General features: G+C 71.4%; 16 protein-coding genes. All 16 read right to left on the reverse strand.

Annotated features, from left to right (window positions below; translation table 11 throughout):
• Positions 1–2: 2 nt before the first annotated feature.
• A complete protein-coding gene (locus KAK07_RS01655; protein WP_210858627.1) occupies positions 3–2,951 on the reverse strand; it encodes a serine/threonine-protein kinase in 2,949 nt (982 codons plus the stop codon).
• A gap of 39 nt (positions 2,952–2,990) precedes the next feature.
• A complete protein-coding gene (locus KAK07_RS01660; RefSeq protein WP_210858628.1) occupies positions 2,991–3,953 on the reverse strand; it encodes a Bug family tripartite tricarboxylate transporter substrate binding protein in 963 nt (320 codons plus the stop codon).
• 2 nt (positions 3,954–3,955) lie between these two features.
• Positions 3,956–4,951 (reverse strand): aldo/keto reductase, encoded by a 996-nt coding sequence (locus KAK07_RS01665; protein WP_210858629.1) that lies wholly within the window; start codon positions 4,949–4,951, stop codon positions 3,956–3,958.
• 60 nt (positions 4,952–5,011) lie between these two features.
• Positions 5,012–5,965 carry a Gfo/Idh/MocA family oxidoreductase gene (locus KAK07_RS01670; RefSeq protein ID WP_210858630.1) on the reverse strand — a complete coding sequence of 318 codons (954 nt, stop codon included), beginning with the start codon at positions 5,963–5,965 and terminating at the stop codon, positions 5,012–5,014.
• Positions 5,966–5,984: 19 nt separating this feature from the next.
• On the reverse strand, positions 5,985–6,854 hold the full coding sequence (locus KAK07_RS01675) for a class III extradiol dioxygenase subunit beta (RefSeq protein WP_210858632.1): 870 nt from the start codon (positions 6,852–6,854) through the stop codon (positions 5,985–5,987).
• A gap of 4 nt (positions 6,855–6,858) precedes the next feature.
• Positions 6,859–7,248 (reverse strand): protocatechuate 4,5-dioxygenase subunit alpha, encoded by a 390-nt coding sequence (gene ligA, locus KAK07_RS01680; RefSeq protein WP_210858634.1) that lies wholly within the window; start codon positions 7,246–7,248, stop codon positions 6,859–6,861.
• Positions 7,249–7,426: 178 nt separating this feature from the next.
• On the reverse strand, positions 7,427–9,088 hold the full coding sequence (locus tag KAK07_RS01685) for a tannase/feruloyl esterase family alpha/beta hydrolase (protein WP_210858637.1): 1,662 nt from the start codon (positions 9,086–9,088) through the stop codon (positions 7,427–7,429).
• A gap of 36 nt (positions 9,089–9,124) precedes the next feature.
• Positions 9,125–10,057: an amidohydrolase family protein gene (locus tag KAK07_RS01690; protein WP_310740686.1), complete on the reverse strand. Its 933-nt coding sequence runs from the start codon at positions 10,055–10,057 to the stop codon at positions 9,125–9,127.
• Entirely contained in the window at positions 10,054–10,986 is a 933-nt protein-coding gene (locus KAK07_RS01695; protein WP_210858639.1) for an NAD(P)-dependent oxidoreductase, read from the reverse strand. Before KAK07_RS01695 ends, KAK07_RS01690 begins: the two co-directional genes overlap by 4 nt.
• Before the next feature lie 9 nt (positions 10,987–10,995).
• Positions 10,996–11,679, reverse strand: a complete 684-nt coding sequence (ligK, locus tag KAK07_RS01700) for a 4-carboxy-4-hydroxy-2-oxoadipate aldolase/oxaloacetate decarboxylase (protein ID WP_210858641.1) — start codon at positions 11,677–11,679, stop codon at positions 10,996–10,998.
• Between the two features lie 20 nt (positions 11,680–11,699).
• Positions 11,700–12,728 (reverse strand): amidohydrolase family protein, encoded by a 1,029-nt coding sequence (locus tag KAK07_RS01705; protein WP_210859049.1) that lies wholly within the window; start codon positions 12,726–12,728, stop codon positions 11,700–11,702.
• A gap of 46 nt (positions 12,729–12,774) precedes the next feature.
• Positions 12,775–13,434, reverse strand: a complete 660-nt coding sequence (locus KAK07_RS01710; RefSeq protein ID WP_210859050.1) for a substrate-binding domain-containing protein — start codon at positions 13,432–13,434, stop codon at positions 12,775–12,777.
• Positions 13,435–13,532: 98 nt separating this feature from the next.
• Entirely contained in the window at positions 13,533–14,495 is a 963-nt protein-coding gene (locus tag KAK07_RS01715; RefSeq protein WP_210858643.1) for a vWA domain-containing protein, read from the reverse strand.
• The gene (locus KAK07_RS01720) at positions 14,492–15,064 is read right to left on the reverse strand and encodes an MxaK protein (RefSeq protein WP_210858645.1); all 573 of its coding nucleotides are present in this window, start codon (positions 15,062–15,064) and stop codon (positions 14,492–14,494) included. Before KAK07_RS01720 ends, KAK07_RS01715 begins: the two co-directional genes overlap by 4 nt.
• Entirely contained in the window at positions 15,055–16,110 is a 1,056-nt protein-coding gene (locus KAK07_RS01725) for a vWA domain-containing protein (RefSeq protein ID WP_210858647.1), read from the reverse strand. Before KAK07_RS01725 ends, KAK07_RS01720 begins: the two co-directional genes overlap by 10 nt.
• On the reverse strand, positions 16,107–16,982 hold the full coding sequence (locus KAK07_RS01730) for a hypothetical protein (protein ID WP_210858649.1): 876 nt from the start codon (positions 16,980–16,982) through the stop codon (positions 16,107–16,109). The genes KAK07_RS01725 and KAK07_RS01730 overlap by 4 nt, the downstream gene beginning before the upstream one ends.
• Positions 16,983–16,995: the final 13 nt, after the last annotated feature.

Below are 16,995 nucleotides of genomic sequence, written 5' to 3' on the forward strand. Positions count from 1 at the left end.
GCCTAGGGGTTCGCCAAGCCCTGGCGGCGCGCCTCGTCCAGCGCGCGCCGCAGGTGCCCGGCCAGTCCGGGGTTGGCGGCCCAGGTGGCTTCGGCGATCTGCAGCTGGCGGCGCGCCTCGGGGCCCGGGCCCAGGCACTGGGCCAGGCGGGCACGGGCATCGATCAGGGCGGGGTGCTCTGGCGTGTCGGTGGCCAGCAGCGCGATCGCCTGCTCGAACAGCGGCCGACCCTCGTCAGTGCGGGTCTGGGCGCAGCGCAGTCGGGCCTTCAGCAGCGTCAGCTCGTACAGACGCAGCCGGTACTGCTCCGCCCGCGGGGTGGCGGCGGCGATGGCATGCTGCGACTCGATCACCGTGGCGGCCTCGTCGGCGCGGCCGGTCTCCAGCAGCAGCGCCGCCCAGGCCAGCTGGGCCCGGTGCTTGGGCGATCCGAAGACGGCTTCCCGGCTGTCCTGGCTGGCCAGGGCGCGCTGGACGCGTTCCTGCGCCTGGGTCAGCCGACCCTGGGCCAGGTCGATGTTGCCCAGGCGCAGCAGCCGGTCGGCCACGGCGGGGTGCCGCTCGCCCAAGCGTTGGACCGTGCGCTTGAGGTTGGTTTCCAGCACCGTGCGGGCCTGCTCATACTGGCCCTGGTCGGACAGCAGCGCGGCCCAGGACTGGTCGAGCGTGGCGTCGTTGGCGGTGCGCTCCTCGCCCAGCTGTTGGCGCAATCGGAGCGCGGCCGACAGCTCCTGCTCGGCCTGTGCGTGATGGCCGTCGATCAGCAGCACGTTGCCCAAGGCCACGCGGGCGTCGAACTGGTCGATCAAGGGCAGCTCGGCGTCCTTGGCCAGCATCCGGCGCACGGCGTCCTCAAGCAGTCCCAGGCCATCCCCGTTCAGACCGATGTAGGCGCTCAGCCGGCCCAGGTCGCGCTGGATGCGCAGGCTCATCAGGTGGTCCTGACCCAGGGTCTGGCGGCTGGTGGCCAGGGCGGCCCGGAATTCCTGCTCGGCCTCGACATGGTGCCGCATGACCCACAGGTTGCGCCCCAGCCGGTAGCGCAGTGCGGCCAGCCGCACCGAGCGCTCACCCAGCAGCTGGCGCCGGATGTCCATGCTCTCCCGCATCAAGGCCAGTGCCGGGTCCGGCCGGTTGCGCGCCAGCTCGATGTTGCCCAGCAGCTCCAGGGCCTGGGCCAGCTCGGCGCTGGCCGGGGCCACCTGCCGCAGCTGCGCGACCACGGGTTCGGCCAGCGCCATCGCCTGGTCCAGGTGGCGCGCATCGAAGTCCATCTGGCCCAGGTCGGATTGCACGCCCAGGCACACCGGGGTGCGTGGTGTGGCCTGGCACAGCTGGGCAGCCTGGGCCAGCGTGGCACGTGCGGACGGGGCGTCGTCGCTCCAGTACTGGCTTTGCGCCAGGCCGCGCAGCGCTTCGGCCATCACCTGCGGGGGGGCTCGCCCGTCGCGCAGCGCCTGCACCCGCTCGCTGCGCACCCGCAGTGCGCTGTCGGTGAGCTCCAGGTCGTTGAGCAACTGCCCCACCAGCTTCTGCAGCTCGTCGCGCACCTCGGGGTGATCAGCCAGGCCACTGCCCAGCGTGCGGGCGCTGTGCTCCAGCAGGTCCTGCACGCTCTGGCCGCGCTTGCGCAGCGCGTCGGCCTGGTCGACGTCATTCGTCTCGAACAGCGACACCAGGTAGTCCTTGATGCCGTTGGCCTTGGCGGCCTCCAGCCGGGCCTGTTCGCGCTGCCACAGGGCCACGCCCAGGGCCACCGCCAGTGCGGCCACGGCGGCCGTGCCCAGGCCCACGCCCAGGCGGTTGCGCAGCACGAACTTGCGCACGCGGTAGGCCAGGCGGTCGGGCTGGGCGCTGACCGGGCGCTGGCGCAGCCAGCGCTGCAGGTCATCGGCGAACTGGTCGACCGTTCGGTAGCGCTCGTCGGGGTCGGTCTTCAGCGCCTTGAGCAGCACGGTGTCGAGGTCGCCGCGCAGCTGGGTCGCCCAGGGCGTGGTGGCCGCGGCGCTGGGCCGCTGCAGCCGGCCCTCGACGATGGCCTGCTCCAGCGCCAGGCGGGTCTCGCGCTGCAGCGCATAGGGCCGCTGACCGGTGAGCAGCTCGAAGGCCACCACGCCCAGCGCATAGACATCGCTGGCGGTGCCGATCGGCTGGCCCTGCACCTGCTCGGGCGAGGCGTACCAGGGCGTCATCACACGGCCCAGCTGCTGGGTCAGCGCCAGGCCCTCGGCGGCTTCGTCGTCGAGCAGCTTGCCGATGCCGAAATCCAGCAGCCGCACCTCGCCCTCGGGCGTGACCAGGATGTTGCCGGGCTTGAGGTCACGGTGCACCACCAGGCGCGCATGCGCATGCGCCACCGCGCCCGCCACCTGCAGCAGCAGGCCGATGCGCTCACGCAAGCCCAGGCTGCGGGCGGTCACGTACTCATCGATCGGCTGGCCTTCGACAAAGGCCAGCGCCAGCCAGGGCTGACCTTCGGGGGTGACGCCGGCATCCAGGATGGGGGCGATGTGCGGATGGTCCAGCCGCGCCAGGATGTCGCGCTCGCGCGCCATGCGCTCGGCCAGACCCGCCTGGCGCCAGGCGCCGCGCGGCAGCTTCAGCGCAGCGGGGCGCTTGAGCAGACCATCAACGCGCTCGGCCAGCCAGACCGTGCCCATGCCGCCTTCACCCAGCAGACGCGAGGGACGCCAGGGGCCGATGTCGCCGGGCAGCTCCGGGGCGGCCGCGGTGTCCGTGGCGGCGATGGGCGGCAGGGTCTGGAAGGACGTGCCGCTGTCGGCGTCGGCCTCGGCCAGCAGGCGCTCCAGGCGCTCACGCAGCGGCTGCTGGGCGGCGGGCAACGCCGCCAGCCAGGCGGCGCGCTCGGCGCCTGGCAGGTCCAGCCCCTCGTCGAGCAGGCGGCGCAACTCGGCAAAGGCGGCGGGGTCGAGGTCGGACAGTCCGCTCATACAGCCCGGCGATGGTAAGCCGCCGGGCCGCGCGGTGGCTCACTCCGCCTCGATCTTCGCGGCGCGTACGACGCCGCCCCAGTGGCGGATTTCGGCGGCGAGCAAGGCCTGCAATTCGGCCGGTGTGCCGCCGCGCGGCGTCACGCCCTGGGCCAGCAGCGTGCGCTGCACCGCGGGCTGGGCCAGCGCGGCCAGCGCCGCCTGGCGCAGGCGCTCGATGGTGGCGGCCGGTGTGCCCCGGGCCACGGCCAGCGCGTTCCAGCTGTCCACCTCGTACTCGGCGACGCCTTGCTCGCGCACCGTGGGCACCTCGGGCAACGCGGCAAAGCGCCGCGCGCCGGTGACGGCCAGCAGGCGCAGGCTGCCGGCCTGCACCTGGGGCAGCAGGGGGCTGAGCACCTCGACACCCAGGTCGATCTCGCCGGCGCGCAGGGCCTGCAGTACCGCAGGCGAGCCCTTGTAGGGCACGACCACCGCGTCCAGGCCGCTGCGCGACTTGAACAGCTCGGCCGCCAGGTGCTGGGTGCTGCCCACGGCGATCGTGCCGATCGTCAGCTTGCCGGGGTTCGCTCGGCCGAAGGCGAGCAGCTCCTGCAAGGACCTGAAGCGCGATTCGGCCGCCACCGCCAGCCCCAGCTCGAAAAAGCCCAGCGTGGTCACCGGCGCCAGGTCCTGCTGCACATCGAAGGGCAGCTTCTTCACCAGGTGCACGCTGACCGCGGTGGCGTTGCTCATCAGCAGCAGCGTCTGGCCGTCGGCCGGACGCTGCAGCACGGCCTGGGTGGCGACGATGCCGCCAGCGCCGGGCCGGTTGTCCACCACCACCGGCTGACCCAGCGTGGCGGCCATTGCCTGGCCCACGGTGCGGGCGGTGAGGTCGGCCACGCCGCCAGGGGCGAAGGGCACGATGACGGTGATGGGCTTGCCGGGGACCCCTTCGGCGCACGCGTCGCCAGCCAGAGGCAGTGCCGTGGCCGCCAGCAGCCAGTCACGTCGGCGCATGGTCAGAACTCTTCCGTGTCGATCTCGGCCTGGGTGGCGCTGTTGTAGCGGGTGCCCTGCACCGTGCGCTGGTTGATCGCGCCGTCGAGCAGCGCCATCTCGTCGGCCGACAGCGCCAGATCGGCCGCTGCGAGGTTGTCCTCCAGGTGCGCCACCGAGGTGGTGCCGGGGATCGGGATGATGTGCTCGCCGCGGTGCAGCAGCCAGGCCAGCGCCAGTTGCGCCACCGTTACGCCGCGCCCATCGGCCAGGGCTTGCACCGGGGTCAGCAGTGCCCGATTGGCAGCGTAGTTGCCCGGCGTGAAGCGCGGCATCGAGCGCCGGATGTCCTTGGCATCGAAGCCGCTGACATCGCTGAGCGTGCCCAGGAAACCACGCGCCACCGGGCTGAAGGCGACGAAGGCCACGCCCAGCTCGCGGCAGGTGTCCAGCACCGCGATCTCGGGGTTGCGGGTCCACAGCGAATACTCGGTCTGCAGCGCGGTGATCGGGTGCACCGCATGGGCGCGGCGCAGCGTGGCGGCGGACACTTCGGACAGGCCCAGCGTGCGGACCTTGCCTTCGGCCACCAGGCGGCTCATCTCGCCCATCGACTCTTCGATCGGCACCTGCTTGTCCCAGCGGTGCAGGTAGTACAGGTCGATCACGTCGGTGCCCAGGCGGCGCAGGCTGTCCTCGCAGTTGCGGCGGATGGCCTCGGGGCGGCCATCGATCACGCGCTTGACGCCGTCCGGGAACTGCACGCCGGCCATGCCGCCCTTGGAGCACAGCGTGATCTTCGAGCGATGGGGTTTGAGGACCGGCCCGACCAGTTCCTCGTTCGCGCCAAAGCCATACAGCGCGGCGGTGTCGAACAGCGTGCAGCCCAGGTCCAGCGCGCGCGCCAGCAGTTCGCGGCCGGCTTCGGCCGAGGGTGGCTGGCCATAGGCATGGCTGAGGTTCATGCAGCCCAGGCCGATGGCCGAGACGGTGAAGGGGCCGAGGGGACGTTGTTGCATGGTGTGGAGCAGCGAAAGACAAACGGCGCCCGGGTGGGCGCCGCACAGCTTAGCGGGAGATCAGCTCAGTTGCTGTTCGAGCTGGTGCAGCACCTGGTAGCAGGCCAGCACGCCGGCCACGCTGCTGTTGGGCTGGCGGCCTTCGCGGATCGCGGCGAAGAACTCGCGGTCTTGCAGCTCGATGCCGTTCATCGACACGTCCACCTGGGAGACATCGATCTTCTCGTCCTTGCCGTTGAACAGGTCGTCGTAGCGGGCGATGTAGGTGGCGGTGTCGCCGATGTAGCGGAAGAAGGTGCCCAGCGGGCCGTCGTTGTTGAAGGACAGGCTCAGCGTGCAGATGGCGCCGTTGGCGGCCTTGAGCTGGATGCTCATGTCCATCGCGATGCCCAGCGTGGGATGGATCGGGCCCTGGATGGCGTTGGCCTTCACGATGGGGCTGCCGCACTGGTAGGCGAACAGGTCCACGGTGTGGGCGGCGTGGTGCCACAGCAGGTGGTCGGTCCAGCTGCGCGGCTGGCCCAGCGCGTTCATGTTGGTGCGGCGGAAGAAATAGGTCTGCACATCCATCTGCTGGATGTTGAATTCGCCGGCAGCGATCTTCCGGTGCACGTACTGGTGGCTGGGGTTGAAGCGGCGGGTGTGGCCGCACATGGCGACCAGGCCGCTGGCCTCGGCCACGCGCACCACCTCTTCGCCCTCGGCCAGCACGTCACACAGCGGGATCTCGACCTGCACGTGCTTGCCGGCCTTCAGGCAGGCCAGGGTCTGGCTGGCGTGCATCTGCGTGGGCGTGCACAGGATGACGGCGTCCAGCTCGGGCAGGGCCAGGCTCTCGTCCAGCTCGGTGGTGACGTGGGCAATGCCGTACTTCTGCGCCACCTCGCGGGTCTTGTCCAGGTCGCGGCTGATCAGCGAGACCACCTCGACGCCGTCGATGTTCCTGATGCCGTCCAGGTGCTTGATGCCGAAGGCACCGGCGCCGGCCAGCGCCACCTTGATCGTCTTGCTCATGTTGTCCGTCCTTCGAGAGTCAGCGGTTGTTCTGCAGGATCAGGTGCCCGACCGCGGTGTTGCTGGCGGGCACATGGTAGAAGCGGTGCTTTACGGTGGGGGCGGGGCCGCCGGCCAGGTCGGCCATCGCGCCGCGGGCGATCAGCCACATGACCAGCTCGATGCCTTCGCTGCCGGCCTCGCGCACGTAGTCGATGTGTGGGGTCTCGGAGCAGGCCTTGGGGTCCTGGATCAATTGGTCCAGCCAGGCGTTGTCCCAGACCCGGTTGATCAGGCCGGCACGCGGGCCCTGCAACTGGTGGCTCATGCCACCGGTGCCCCAAATCTGCACCTTCAGCGGCTCGTCATAGCTTTCGATCGCCCTTCGGATGGCCTGGCCCAGCTGGAAGCAGCGCCGGCCCGAGGGCACCGGGTACTGCACCACGTTCACCGCGAAGGGGATGACCGGGCAGGGCCAGGCGCCATGCACCGGGTCGCGCTGGCCGAACATCAGGCTCAGCGGCACGGTCAGGCCATGGTCGACGTCCATCTTGTTGACGATGGTGAGGTCGAAGTCGTCCTGGATCACGCTTTGCGCGATGTGCGCGGCGAGTTCCGGATGGCCCTTGACCACCGGCACCGGGCGCGGGCCCCAGCCCTCGTCGGCGGGCTTGAACTCGGCGGCACAGCCGATCGCGAAGGTGGGGATCAGCTCCAGGCTGAAGGCGGTGGCGTGGTCGTTGTAGACCAGGAAGATGACGTCGGGCTTGTCGGCTTCCATCCATTGCTTCGAGTACTCGTAGCCCTTGAACACGGGCTGCCAGTAGGGCTCGGCACTCTTGCCCAGATCCAGGGCGGCGCCGATGGCCGGCACGTGCGAGGTGTAGACGCTGGCGGAGAGGTGGGCCATGGTGTTACTTCTTCTCGTGGGTGTAGCGGTTGCCATCGGGGCTGCGGCCGCCGGCCAGCATCATCGCGGCGTACTCTTCCTGGGTCATGCCGGTCATGCTGGCGGCCATGTACTGGAAGCTCTTGCCGTCGGTGGCGCCGATCTTGGCCAGGAAATAGATGTTGCCGCCGGCAGCGATGCAGCGGTTCAGGTCGCGCGTCAACACGCCTTGCTTCTGCTCCTCGGTCATCGGCCACTGGTCCAGGTAGGCGCGCTCGTCGGCCTTGAAGCGCTCGCGGTTCTCGGCCTTCATCAGGCTCATGCAGAACTGGTTGAGCCAGTAGCCCTTGCGCGACTGGTCGGCGTCGAAAATGGTCGTGCCGGGCACGTCATGGTAGGGTTTGTCGAGGGCCATCGGGGACTCCTTCGGGTCAGAGGCTGAGCGTTTTTCGATCGTGCCCGACAGGCGCCTACAAACGCCGCCGATTGAGGCGCAAAGCACAGCCATAGCTCGGGCTATGGCGAGCATTTGCAACGACGAGCGGGGGCGTTTTCAGGTGCAGGGCGGGCATGAGTGAAAGACTCTCAGCCTCTCAGGGCGCCACGCAGCGGAAGCTGCTGGCAGATTCAGCCGGGCCGCCGCTGTAGCGGGCGACCTGCGGGTGCGGGCACAGCAGCCGGCTGCGGTCCTGGGACCAGTCGGCCGGCAGCTCCTTGTTGGCCGGGTTGACGCGCGCCAGCAGCGCCTGCGGCGCGCGGCCCTGCTCGACCCAGTCGACCAGCGCGCCCAGGGCGTCGAACTGGTCGGTGGCCGGGCCGCCGCTGCAGTGGGCCATGCCGGGCACGCCGTAGAAGCGCACCGTGTCGCCGCCGCCATTGGCCACCAGCTTGTCCACCCAGCGCCGGGTGTCGTTGACCGAGAAGACCGCGTCGCTGTTCCCGTGGTAGACCAGCAGCTTGCCGCCATGGGCACGGAAGCTGCTCAGCTGCGGGTTGTCGACATCGGGCGGCGTCATGAAGGCCATCGCCGATTCATGGAAGGCGCCGCTGGTGGCGCGGATCTTCGGCGCGTCGCGGTCGAAGTCGAAGCGCGTCAGGAAGGCCAGCAGCTCGGCCGGCGTGCCGGCGGTGGCGGTGGGGGGCGTGGTGAAGATGTAGCTCAGCGAGCCGGCGCCCATGGTGGCGATCAGCGGCAGCTTGTCCCAGGGCGGGATCTGGCTTTCCAGCTTCCAGAAGCGCCAGTTGCCGGCGCCCAGGCCGGCGTCCCAGGACCAGTCGCTGTAGAGCATCTCGCCGGCACTGCTGCGCGGCCCGGCCAGCGAGCGCTTCAGGGCGCGCACCTGCGGCTCGCTGAGGCAGTCGGCGGTCTTGGCACCCGGGCACTGCAGCGCGGCGATGTCCACCTTCGGCTGGCAGGCGGCGAGGTCGCCGACGATGCCGTCGGCCAGGCCATCGAGCGCATCGCAGCGGGCCAGCACATGGCGGGCCACGAGCTGCATGTCGGCCGGGCTGAAGGCCTGGCGGATGTCGGCGTTGGCCAGCTGCCAGCTCTGCACGTCCCAGGCGTGCTGCACGGCCGCCTTGGGCAGGTTGAAGCCCGGCGCGCCGGCCAGGATGCCGTCGTAGCGCTCGCCGTAGCGGCTGGCGGCCACCAGGCCGTGGCGGCCGCCGTTGGAGCAGCCGATCATGTAGTTGCGTTCAGGAGCACGGCCATAGCGCTGGCGCATCAGCGCCTGCGCCACGGTGAACATGGTGTCATTGGCGCTGTAGCCGTAGTCGCGCCGCGCCTGCGGGTCCTGCCCGAAGACATTGCCCTTGGCCAGGCCGGCGGCGGCATTGGCCGGGGCGTCCTCGCTGTGGCCCGAGTCGGAACTGATGACCGCAAAGCCGCGCTGCAGCGCGTTCGTGGGCAGCACCGGCAGCGCGCCCAGCGCCGGCACGATCTTGCCGTCGTTGCCGCCATTGACCTGGTGCACGAAGCGCCGGTTCCAGTCCACCGGCAGGCGCATCTCGAAGCCGATCGCGTAGGGCCGGCCGTCCAGGCCGGTGCGCTCGTTGGCCAGGCCCTGCACCTGGCAGTGCGCCGGCGTGCCCTTGTCGTCGGCCGGCACCTCCTTGGCGCTGGTCAGCCGCACGGTCTTCAGGGCACTGAGCGCCGCGGGCAGGTCGGCGCAGGCCACTGGCATGGGCGCGACGGTGGCGCAGCTCGACAGCGCGGCGGCGCTGGCCAGCAGGGCAGGGGTCAGCAGGCGCATGGGCGGTCTCCAATGTGGTTCTTCGGCAGCGGTTGGTCAGGCTTCTTCAGGCCAGTACAGCCGCATCGGGTTGTCCACCAGCAGCTTGCGTTGCAGCTCGGGCGTGGGCGCGATGTGCGGGATGAAGTCGACCAGCAGGCCGTCATCGGGCATGTGGTCCTTCAGGTTGGGGTGGGGCCAGTCGGTGCCCCACAGCACGCGGTCGGGGAACTCCTCGACCACCCGGCGGGCGAAGGGCACCACGTCCCGGTAGGCGGCCTGCTCGCCATCCAGCGCCTTCGGGCCGGTGACCGACAGGCGCTCCGGGCAGCTGACCTTGCTCCACACGTTGGGGTGTTCGCGCATGAACTTCAGGAAGAGCGCGAACTCCGGGCCGTCGATGGGCTTGCTCACATCGGGGCGGCCCATGTGGTCGACCACCACGGTGGTGGGCAGCGCGGTGAAGAAGTCCCACAGCTCGGGCAGGTCCACCGCCTCGAAGTAGATCACCACGTGCCAGCCCAGCTTCGCAATGCGGCCGGCAATCTCCATCAGCTCATCCTTGGGCGTGAAGTCCACCAGGCGCTTGACGAAGTTGAAGCGCACGCCCCGCACGCCGGCCTCATGCAGGGCCTGCAGCTCGGCATCGCTGATGCTGCGCCGCACGGTGGCCACGCCGCGCGCCTTGCCGTCGCTGGAGAGGCAGGCGTCGACCATCGCGCGGTTGTCGGCGCCGTGGCAGGTGGCCTGCACCACCACGTTGCGGGCGAAGCCCAGGTGGTCGCGCAGCGCGTAGAGCTGCTGCTTGCTGGCGTCGCAAGGCGTGTACTTGCGCTCGGGGGCGTAGGGGAATTCGGCGCCGGGGCCGAAGACGTGGCAATGCGCGTCGACCGCGCCGGCCGGCAACTGGAAGCGGGGCTTGGACGGGCCGGTGTACCAGTCCATCCAGCCGGCGGTCTTGGTGAAGTCACCGCTCGTGGGTTTGCTCATGTCTTGTCCTTGTGAAGGTGGTGCAGCAGGCGGTCGGACTCGGTGCGCCAATCCGCGCTGCGGACGAACTCCGGGGTGGCGCGCGGGCCGAACAGGCCGGTGTCGGCCAGGTCGGCCATCCAGGCCTGGCGCTCGGCGGTGCCGGCGGCACTGAAGGGCTCCAGGCCGGCCTCGCGCACGGTGGCCGCTACCTCGCGCACTTCCTCGGCGCGGCGGCGGCCATGCTCGATCACACGCTGGAAGAAGTAGGCGGCCTGCTTCTCCCAGTCGATGCCGGGGAAGGTCTCGTGCAGGCTGGCGATCACCGCGTCCTCCACACCAAAGTGGCGGGCGGTGGTGAAGCTCTCGATCACCATGGCCTCGAGGCCCTTGATCATCACGCTGCGGCACATCTTGGTGGCGCTGGCCACGCCCAGCCGGTCGCTGTGGGCGCGCGCGCCGTCGAAGCCGAGTGCCTGCAGCAGCGGTGCCAGCAGGGCGGCGTAGGCACCGCCCAGCAGCAGGGGCACGCGGCTGCGGTAGGGCGGCACGCTGGTCATCACCGCGCCCTCGACATAGCGGCCGCCGGCGGCGTCGACCCGGTCGGCCGCGCGCTGCTTGGCGCCGGGCGAGGCCGAGTTCAGGTCCAGCACGAAGGCACCCGGCCGCAGCGCCGGTGCGCAGGCGGCCGCCACCGGCACGGCCTGGCTGGCGGTGACGGCGCTGATCACCAGATCGGCATCGCGCGCCAGGTCGGCGTGGTCGTCGGCCAGGGCCACGCCGTGGTCCAGCGCGTGGGCACGCAGCGCGGGCGCGGTGTCGGCCCGCAGCAGTTTCAGGTCGAAGCTGCTGACGGTGATGCCGCGCGCACGCAGGTCTTCCGCCAGGATGCGGCCGACCTCGCCGTAGCCGACGATGCCGACATGCCAGTGCGCGGGATCAGCGTGCATCGCAGCCGCTCAATCGATGTACTTCAGGCCGGCCTTGGCCAGCGGCTCGCGCATCTGGTACATGTCCAGGCCCAGCACGCCCGAGGCCAGCTTGTCGCGCTTCTCGCCCTCGAAGCTCTCGCGCTTGGCGGCGGCAGCCAGCGTGTCCAGCGCACGGGCGGCGGGCACGCAGACCACGCCGTCGTCATCCGCCACGATCACGTCACCCGGGGTGACCCAGGCGCCGGCGCAGACGATGGGGATGTTGACCGAGCCCAGCGTGGCCTTGATCGTGCCCTTGGACGAGACATAGCGGCTCCACACCGGAAAGCCCATCTCGCGCAGCACCTTGGTGTCGCGCACGCCGGCCTCGATGATCAGCGCGCGCGCACCGCGGGCCATGAAGCTGGTGGCCAGCAGGTCGCCGAAGTAGCCATCGCTGCACTCGGCGGTGACGGTGGCCACGACGATGTCGCCCGGCTGGATCTGCTCCGCCGCGACATGCATCATCCAGTTGTCGCCGGGCTGCAGCAGCACGGTGATGGCCGTGCCCGAGACCTGCACGTCCTGCTGGATCGGGCGCATGTAGGGCTTCATCAGACCGACGCGGCCCATGGCTTCGTGCACGGTGGCCGAGCCCAGCGCGGCCAGGCCGTCGGCGGCTTCGCGCGGGGCGCGGGTGATGGTGCGGTGGCAGACGCCGAGTTGGTACATGGTGGGGTGCTCCTGGGAGGTCAGAGGCCGCGGGCCTTCAGGCGGGTGTCGAGGCGGCTGAACACGCGGCGGGCGTTGCCCTCGAAGACCTGGTAGCGCTGCTCGTCCGTCAGGTTGGCGGTGGCGTTGACGTAGCGCTTGGTGTCGTCGTAGTAGTGGCCGGTGCGCGGGTCGATGCCGCGCACGGCGCCGATCATTTCGCTGGCGAACAGGATGTTCTTGACCGGGATCACCTCGGTCAGCAGGTTGATGCCGGGCTGGTGGTAGACACAGGTGTCGAAGAAGATGTTGTTCAGCAGGTGCTCTTCCAGGATCGGCTTCTTCAGCTCCTGGGCCAGGCCGCGGAAGCGCCCCCAGTGGTAGGGCACCGCGCCGCCGCCGTGCGGGATCAGGAACTTCAGCGTCGGGAAGTCCTTGAACAGGTCGCTGGTCAGGCACTGCATGAAGGCCGTGGTGTCGGCGTTCAGGTAGTGCGAGCCGGTGGTGTGGAAGCAGGCGTTGCAGCTGGTGCTGACGTGGATCATCGCCGGGATGTCGTACTCGACCATCTTTTCGTAGATGGGGTACCAGTGGCGGTCGGACAGCGGCGGGCTGGTCCAGTGGCCACCCGACGGATCAGGGTTCAGGTTGATGCCCACATTGCCGTACTGCTCCACGCACTTGACCAGTTCGGGAATGCAGGTGGCCGGGTCCACGCCCGGGCTCTGCGGCAGCATCGCGGCGGGCACGAAGTGCTCGGGGAACAGCTGGCTGACGCGGTAGCACAGCTCGTTGCAGATCGCGGCCCAGGTGCTGGAGGTCTCGAAGTCGCCGATGTGGTGCGCCATGAAGCTGGCGCGCGGGCTGAAGATGGTGAGGTCGGAGCCACGCTCCTTCATCAGCTTGAGCTGGTTGGTCTCGATGGTCTCGCGGATCTGGTCGTCGCTGATCCGCAGGTCGGCGGCCGAGGGCTTCTGCGACGGGTCCTTCAGCGCGGCGATCTGCAGGTCGCGCCAGGCGCCCAGCGCGGCCGGGGCGGTGGTGTAGTGGCCGTGGACGTCGATGATCAGCGGCTGGGCAAGGCTCATGGGTGGGTTCCTGTGGATCGCAAGAGGGTCAGGCGGGCGTCATGCCCTGGCGCTGCTTGGCATCGGCGGCCACCGGCGAGGCCATGAAGGCCAGCAGGTTGCGCACCGTGGCGGGCTGGGTGCAGGTGGCGCAGACGGCGCCGGAGAACACGGTGTCAATCTGGATGGCGTCGGGCAGCGGGCCGGCGATGGTGATGCCGGGGACATGAATCAGTTCGGACAACTGCTGAAAGCCCAGCGCCACCTGGCCCGAGGCCACCAGCGTGCCCACCGGCACGCCGGGCGGCGGGGTCACGATGCGGGCACGGATCTCGTCCATCACGCCCCAGCGCTCGAACAGCGCGGCCAGGGCCACGCCGCTGGGGCCGGTGGAATAGCTCAGCGAGGGTGCGGCCAGCACGGCGGCGCGCACCGCAGCCTCGCTGGACAGGTCCGGCAGCGGCGCGCCGCTGCGCACCGCGACGGCCACGCCCGAATGCACCAGGTCGACCCGGCTGCCGGCCAGCGCGTGGCCGCTGGCGATCAGGCGATCGATCGCGTCGGCGGCCAGCACCACCAGGTCGAAGGCCTCGCCGGCAGCCACCCGGCGGGCGGCGTCCACGCCGCCGACCGATTCGATCTGCACCGGCGCACCGCCGCGCGCTTGCCAGGCCTGCAGCAGCTCGGCCAGCAGCAGCCGGGTGGCCATCGATGAGATGCCTTGGATCACGGTGGCAGACTCCGCCGAGGTTGTGAAGTGGGCGGATTCTGGTCAGGCCCAGTCATGCCGGCTAGGCAACGCCGGCTCTATCTGATATTTCTGAACGGCATGGCGAGTCGAAGGGGTCGGCGCCAGGCCGGCACCAGCAGAACCAGCCACAGCCCGGCGGCCAGCAGGGTGGCCGGGCCGCGCAGCGACACCGGACCGGGCACGGCGTGCGCCAGCGCCGGGTCGAGCAGGGCCTCGCGCAGGCCCCGGGCGTCGCGCAGGCGCAGGTAGGACAGCCCGGTCTGCCGGGCCAGGGCCTGCAGGTGGTGCTCGCGCAGGCTGCTCAGATGTTCACGGCCCGGTGTGGCGTCGGGCATCGCCGGGACCACCTCGTTGGCGGCAGCGGGGTCGTTCGGGTTGTGCACGCGGCCGGCGGTCTGCAGCACATCGGCGGCGCCCCAGGTGCCGATCGGCCGGCCCTGCGGGTCATGGCGCGGGATCGGCACCGGACTGTCGCCACCCACGCCCACCACCACGCCGGCCACCGCGCCGCTGGCGCCGTTCCAGGGCGGCGGTGCACGCGGGTCCAGGGGTGGCGATTCGTGGCCGTCGGTGATGAAGACCAGCGCCGGCGGGCGGGGCAGCGCGGCCAGGGTCTGCAGCGCGCCGTACAGGCCCTTGGCCAGTTCGCTGTTGCCGCTCCAGGCCATGGCCGAGTCGATCGAGGCCAGCGTGCCGCGCAGCTCGGTGAAGTGCTCGCAGACCTCGACCGGCGCCAGCAGCACCAGGCTGCGGTACTCGGTGAACACGCCCAGGCCCACGCGGCTGCCGCAGGGCAGTTGCTGCAGCGTCTCCAGCAGCAGCGCGCGGCTGCGCGCCAGGCGGCTGTGGGGCTGCGGGTCGTCGCCCACCGGCATGTCCTCGGCGTCCATGCTCTGGGTGATGTCCAGCACCACCAGCGCGTCCAGCTGCGCCTGCTCGCCAGGCCAGGTCGGGTTCCACCAGGCCAGGGCCAGCAGCAGCGCGATCGCGCCCAGCAGGGCCACGCGGCGGCGGATCATGGCAGGCCCTGGCTGATCGCGCGCATCGTGGTGGCGGCGCGCTCGCCGCGGGCCGGGCCGGCGGTCGACAGGTCGGGCGCGTCCTCCTCGGGGTTCAGGCGCAGGGCCCGCTCCAGGTTGTAGCGGGCAGCGTCATCGCCCGGATCGCGGCGCAGCAGTTCGCGGTAGCCCTCCTTGGCCAGCTCGACCATCGGGTAGGCGGCATCGGCCTGCCCACCGTCGCGCAGCGCCACGGCCTGGCGCATCAGCGCGTTGGCGCCGTTGAAACGGGCGGCCGGACCCAGCAGCGGGTCGTCCTGCAGCGCGCGGTACAGGCCCAGCGCCGGGTCCAGCTGGCCATCGGCCGCCAGGCGTTGCGCGCGGGCGAAGCGCTGCGCCGGCGCGGCGCCGGCGGGCACGGCCGAGGCGGCCGAGGCGACCACTGGCGCGGCCAGCTCGGCCTGCACGACCTGGCGCAGCGCCTGCCGCTGGCGGGCCTGCCAGGCGGCCTGGGCCAGCAGCGCCGCGGCCAGCAGCAGCAGCGCCCAGGGGGCGAGACGCCGGGTGCGCGTACGAGGGGTCAGGCCCATGCCGGCAGCTCCTTGCGCGCCGCCCAGCCCAGCGCCAGCGCGCAGGCCAGGGCCAGCCCCAGGCAGGCGCCGGTCAGGTCGCGGCGGGGCACGGTGTCGGTGGTGGTGATCGGCAGGTTCTCCAGGCGCTCGACGTCGGCGATCGCCTGCTGCAGCGCCTCGGGCGAGCCCGCCTCGTAGGCCTTGTAGGGCGTTTTCAGCGAGCGGAAGAAGCGGTGCAGGAAGACCTCGGGCACGGTGTTGGCCGCCTCGGCGTCGCTGCCGGGCTCGACCTCCAGACCGGGACTTTGCGGTGCCCGCAGGTAGATCCAGACCAGGCGCACGCGGTGACGCGCCAGCGCCTGGGCGATGGCGTCGCGGGTCTCGACCTCCAGGTGGTCCCCACCGTCCGACACCAGCATCAGCACCCGCGAGCCGGTGTAGGCGCGCTGCTCGAACAGCGACAGCCCGCCCAGCACGGCCGCGCCGATGTCGGTGTTGCCGATGCCGCGGCCGATCGCACCGGCCTCGATCGCCGCCTGGATCGCCGCCGGTTTCTCGGTGAATCCCAGGACCTTCAGCGGCCGGCTGCTGAAGACCATCATCGCGAAGCGGTCCTGCGGGCGCCGGGCCGCGAAGGCCGACAGTTCGCGCCGCGCCAACTGGGCCTTGGTCAGCCGCTCCTCGGCCGAGTGGCGCGCAGTGACCCCGTAGGTGGGGGTGTAGCCGGCCATCGGCCCGGTGCTGCCCATCGGTGACTGGTCCATGCTGCGGCTGCGGTCGAGCAGCAGCACGATCTCGGCGCCGCGGCCCTCGCGCTGCACCTCGTAGGCCGGGCGGTAGGGCTGGGCCAGGGCCAGCAGCATCGCGGCCAGTCCCAGGCTGGATGCGGCGCGCAGCGCCAGCGCCAATGCGCGCGAGGCGGCATCGGCCGGCCACAGCGCCAGGTGGGCAAAGCGCAGCGGGCGCAGCACCGCGGCGCCGGGCACGCCCCAGGGCAGCAGCGCCAGCGGCAGCGCCCACAGCCAGCCGGGGTGGACGAAGCCCAGCCAGTCGAGTGCGCTCATGCCCTGGCCTCCGCCTGCGCCAGCTGGCGCAGCAGGGTGCGCAGGCGCGCGGCCAGGGCCGTGTCGTCGGCGGCGGCGGCCGGTGCGAAGAAGTGCGCGGCTGAGGCCTCCAGCAGCGCGTGCAACTCGGCCGCCAGTGGCGCGAAGGCCGGACGGCTGGCCAGCCAGGCGGCCAGGTCCTCGGTCTGCACGGCGTGGCCGGCGTCCTCGTCGATCGCGCGGTGCAGGTGGCGCAGCTGGGCGTCCAGGCTGCCGTGGCTGCTGCGCAGCGCGCGCCAGGCGCGGGCAAAGGGCCGCTGGCGGCGCCACCACAGCGGACGGCCCAGGTGACGCCAGCCCAGCCAGGACAGCGCCAGCAACGCCAGCAGAGCGCCAAGCTGGGCCTGCTGGCGGATCGGGGCGATGGGTGGGGCGGGCAGTGGTCGGTCCGGCTGCAGCGGGCCCAGGCCGGTGCGCTCGGGGGGCTGCGGCGGCGTCAGCGGGCTCACCACCAGCGGCCAGGCCTCGGCGCGCAGCACTGTCTCGCGGCGCGTGCCACCGGCGGGCAGCGTGACGCGCAGCGTGAGCGTCGGCAACTCGATCACCGCCGGCTGCTCGGGCGAACGCATCACCTGGTAGCGCAGGCGCAGGGTCTGCTCGGGCGCGTCGGCCGCGCCGCTGTGCTGCAACTCGCGCAGCTCCAGCGCGCCCTGGGTGCCGGGCACCGGCAGGCTGGACGCTTCCAGCCGCGCGCCCGGCGGCAGGCGCAGGTGCAGCTGGCGCTCGACCACATCGCCCAGCCGATGACCGTAGGCGACGGGTTCGGTGGTGACCAGCGTGGGCGCCTCGACCGCCGCCCAGGCCGCGGCGCCGTGCAGAGCCAGGCCCAGCAACAGGGCGACCTGC

The organism is Ideonella alba, from assembly GCF_018069875.1.
Lineage (GTDB): Bacteria > Pseudomonadota > Gammaproteobacteria > Burkholderiales > Burkholderiaceae_C > Ideonella > Ideonella alba.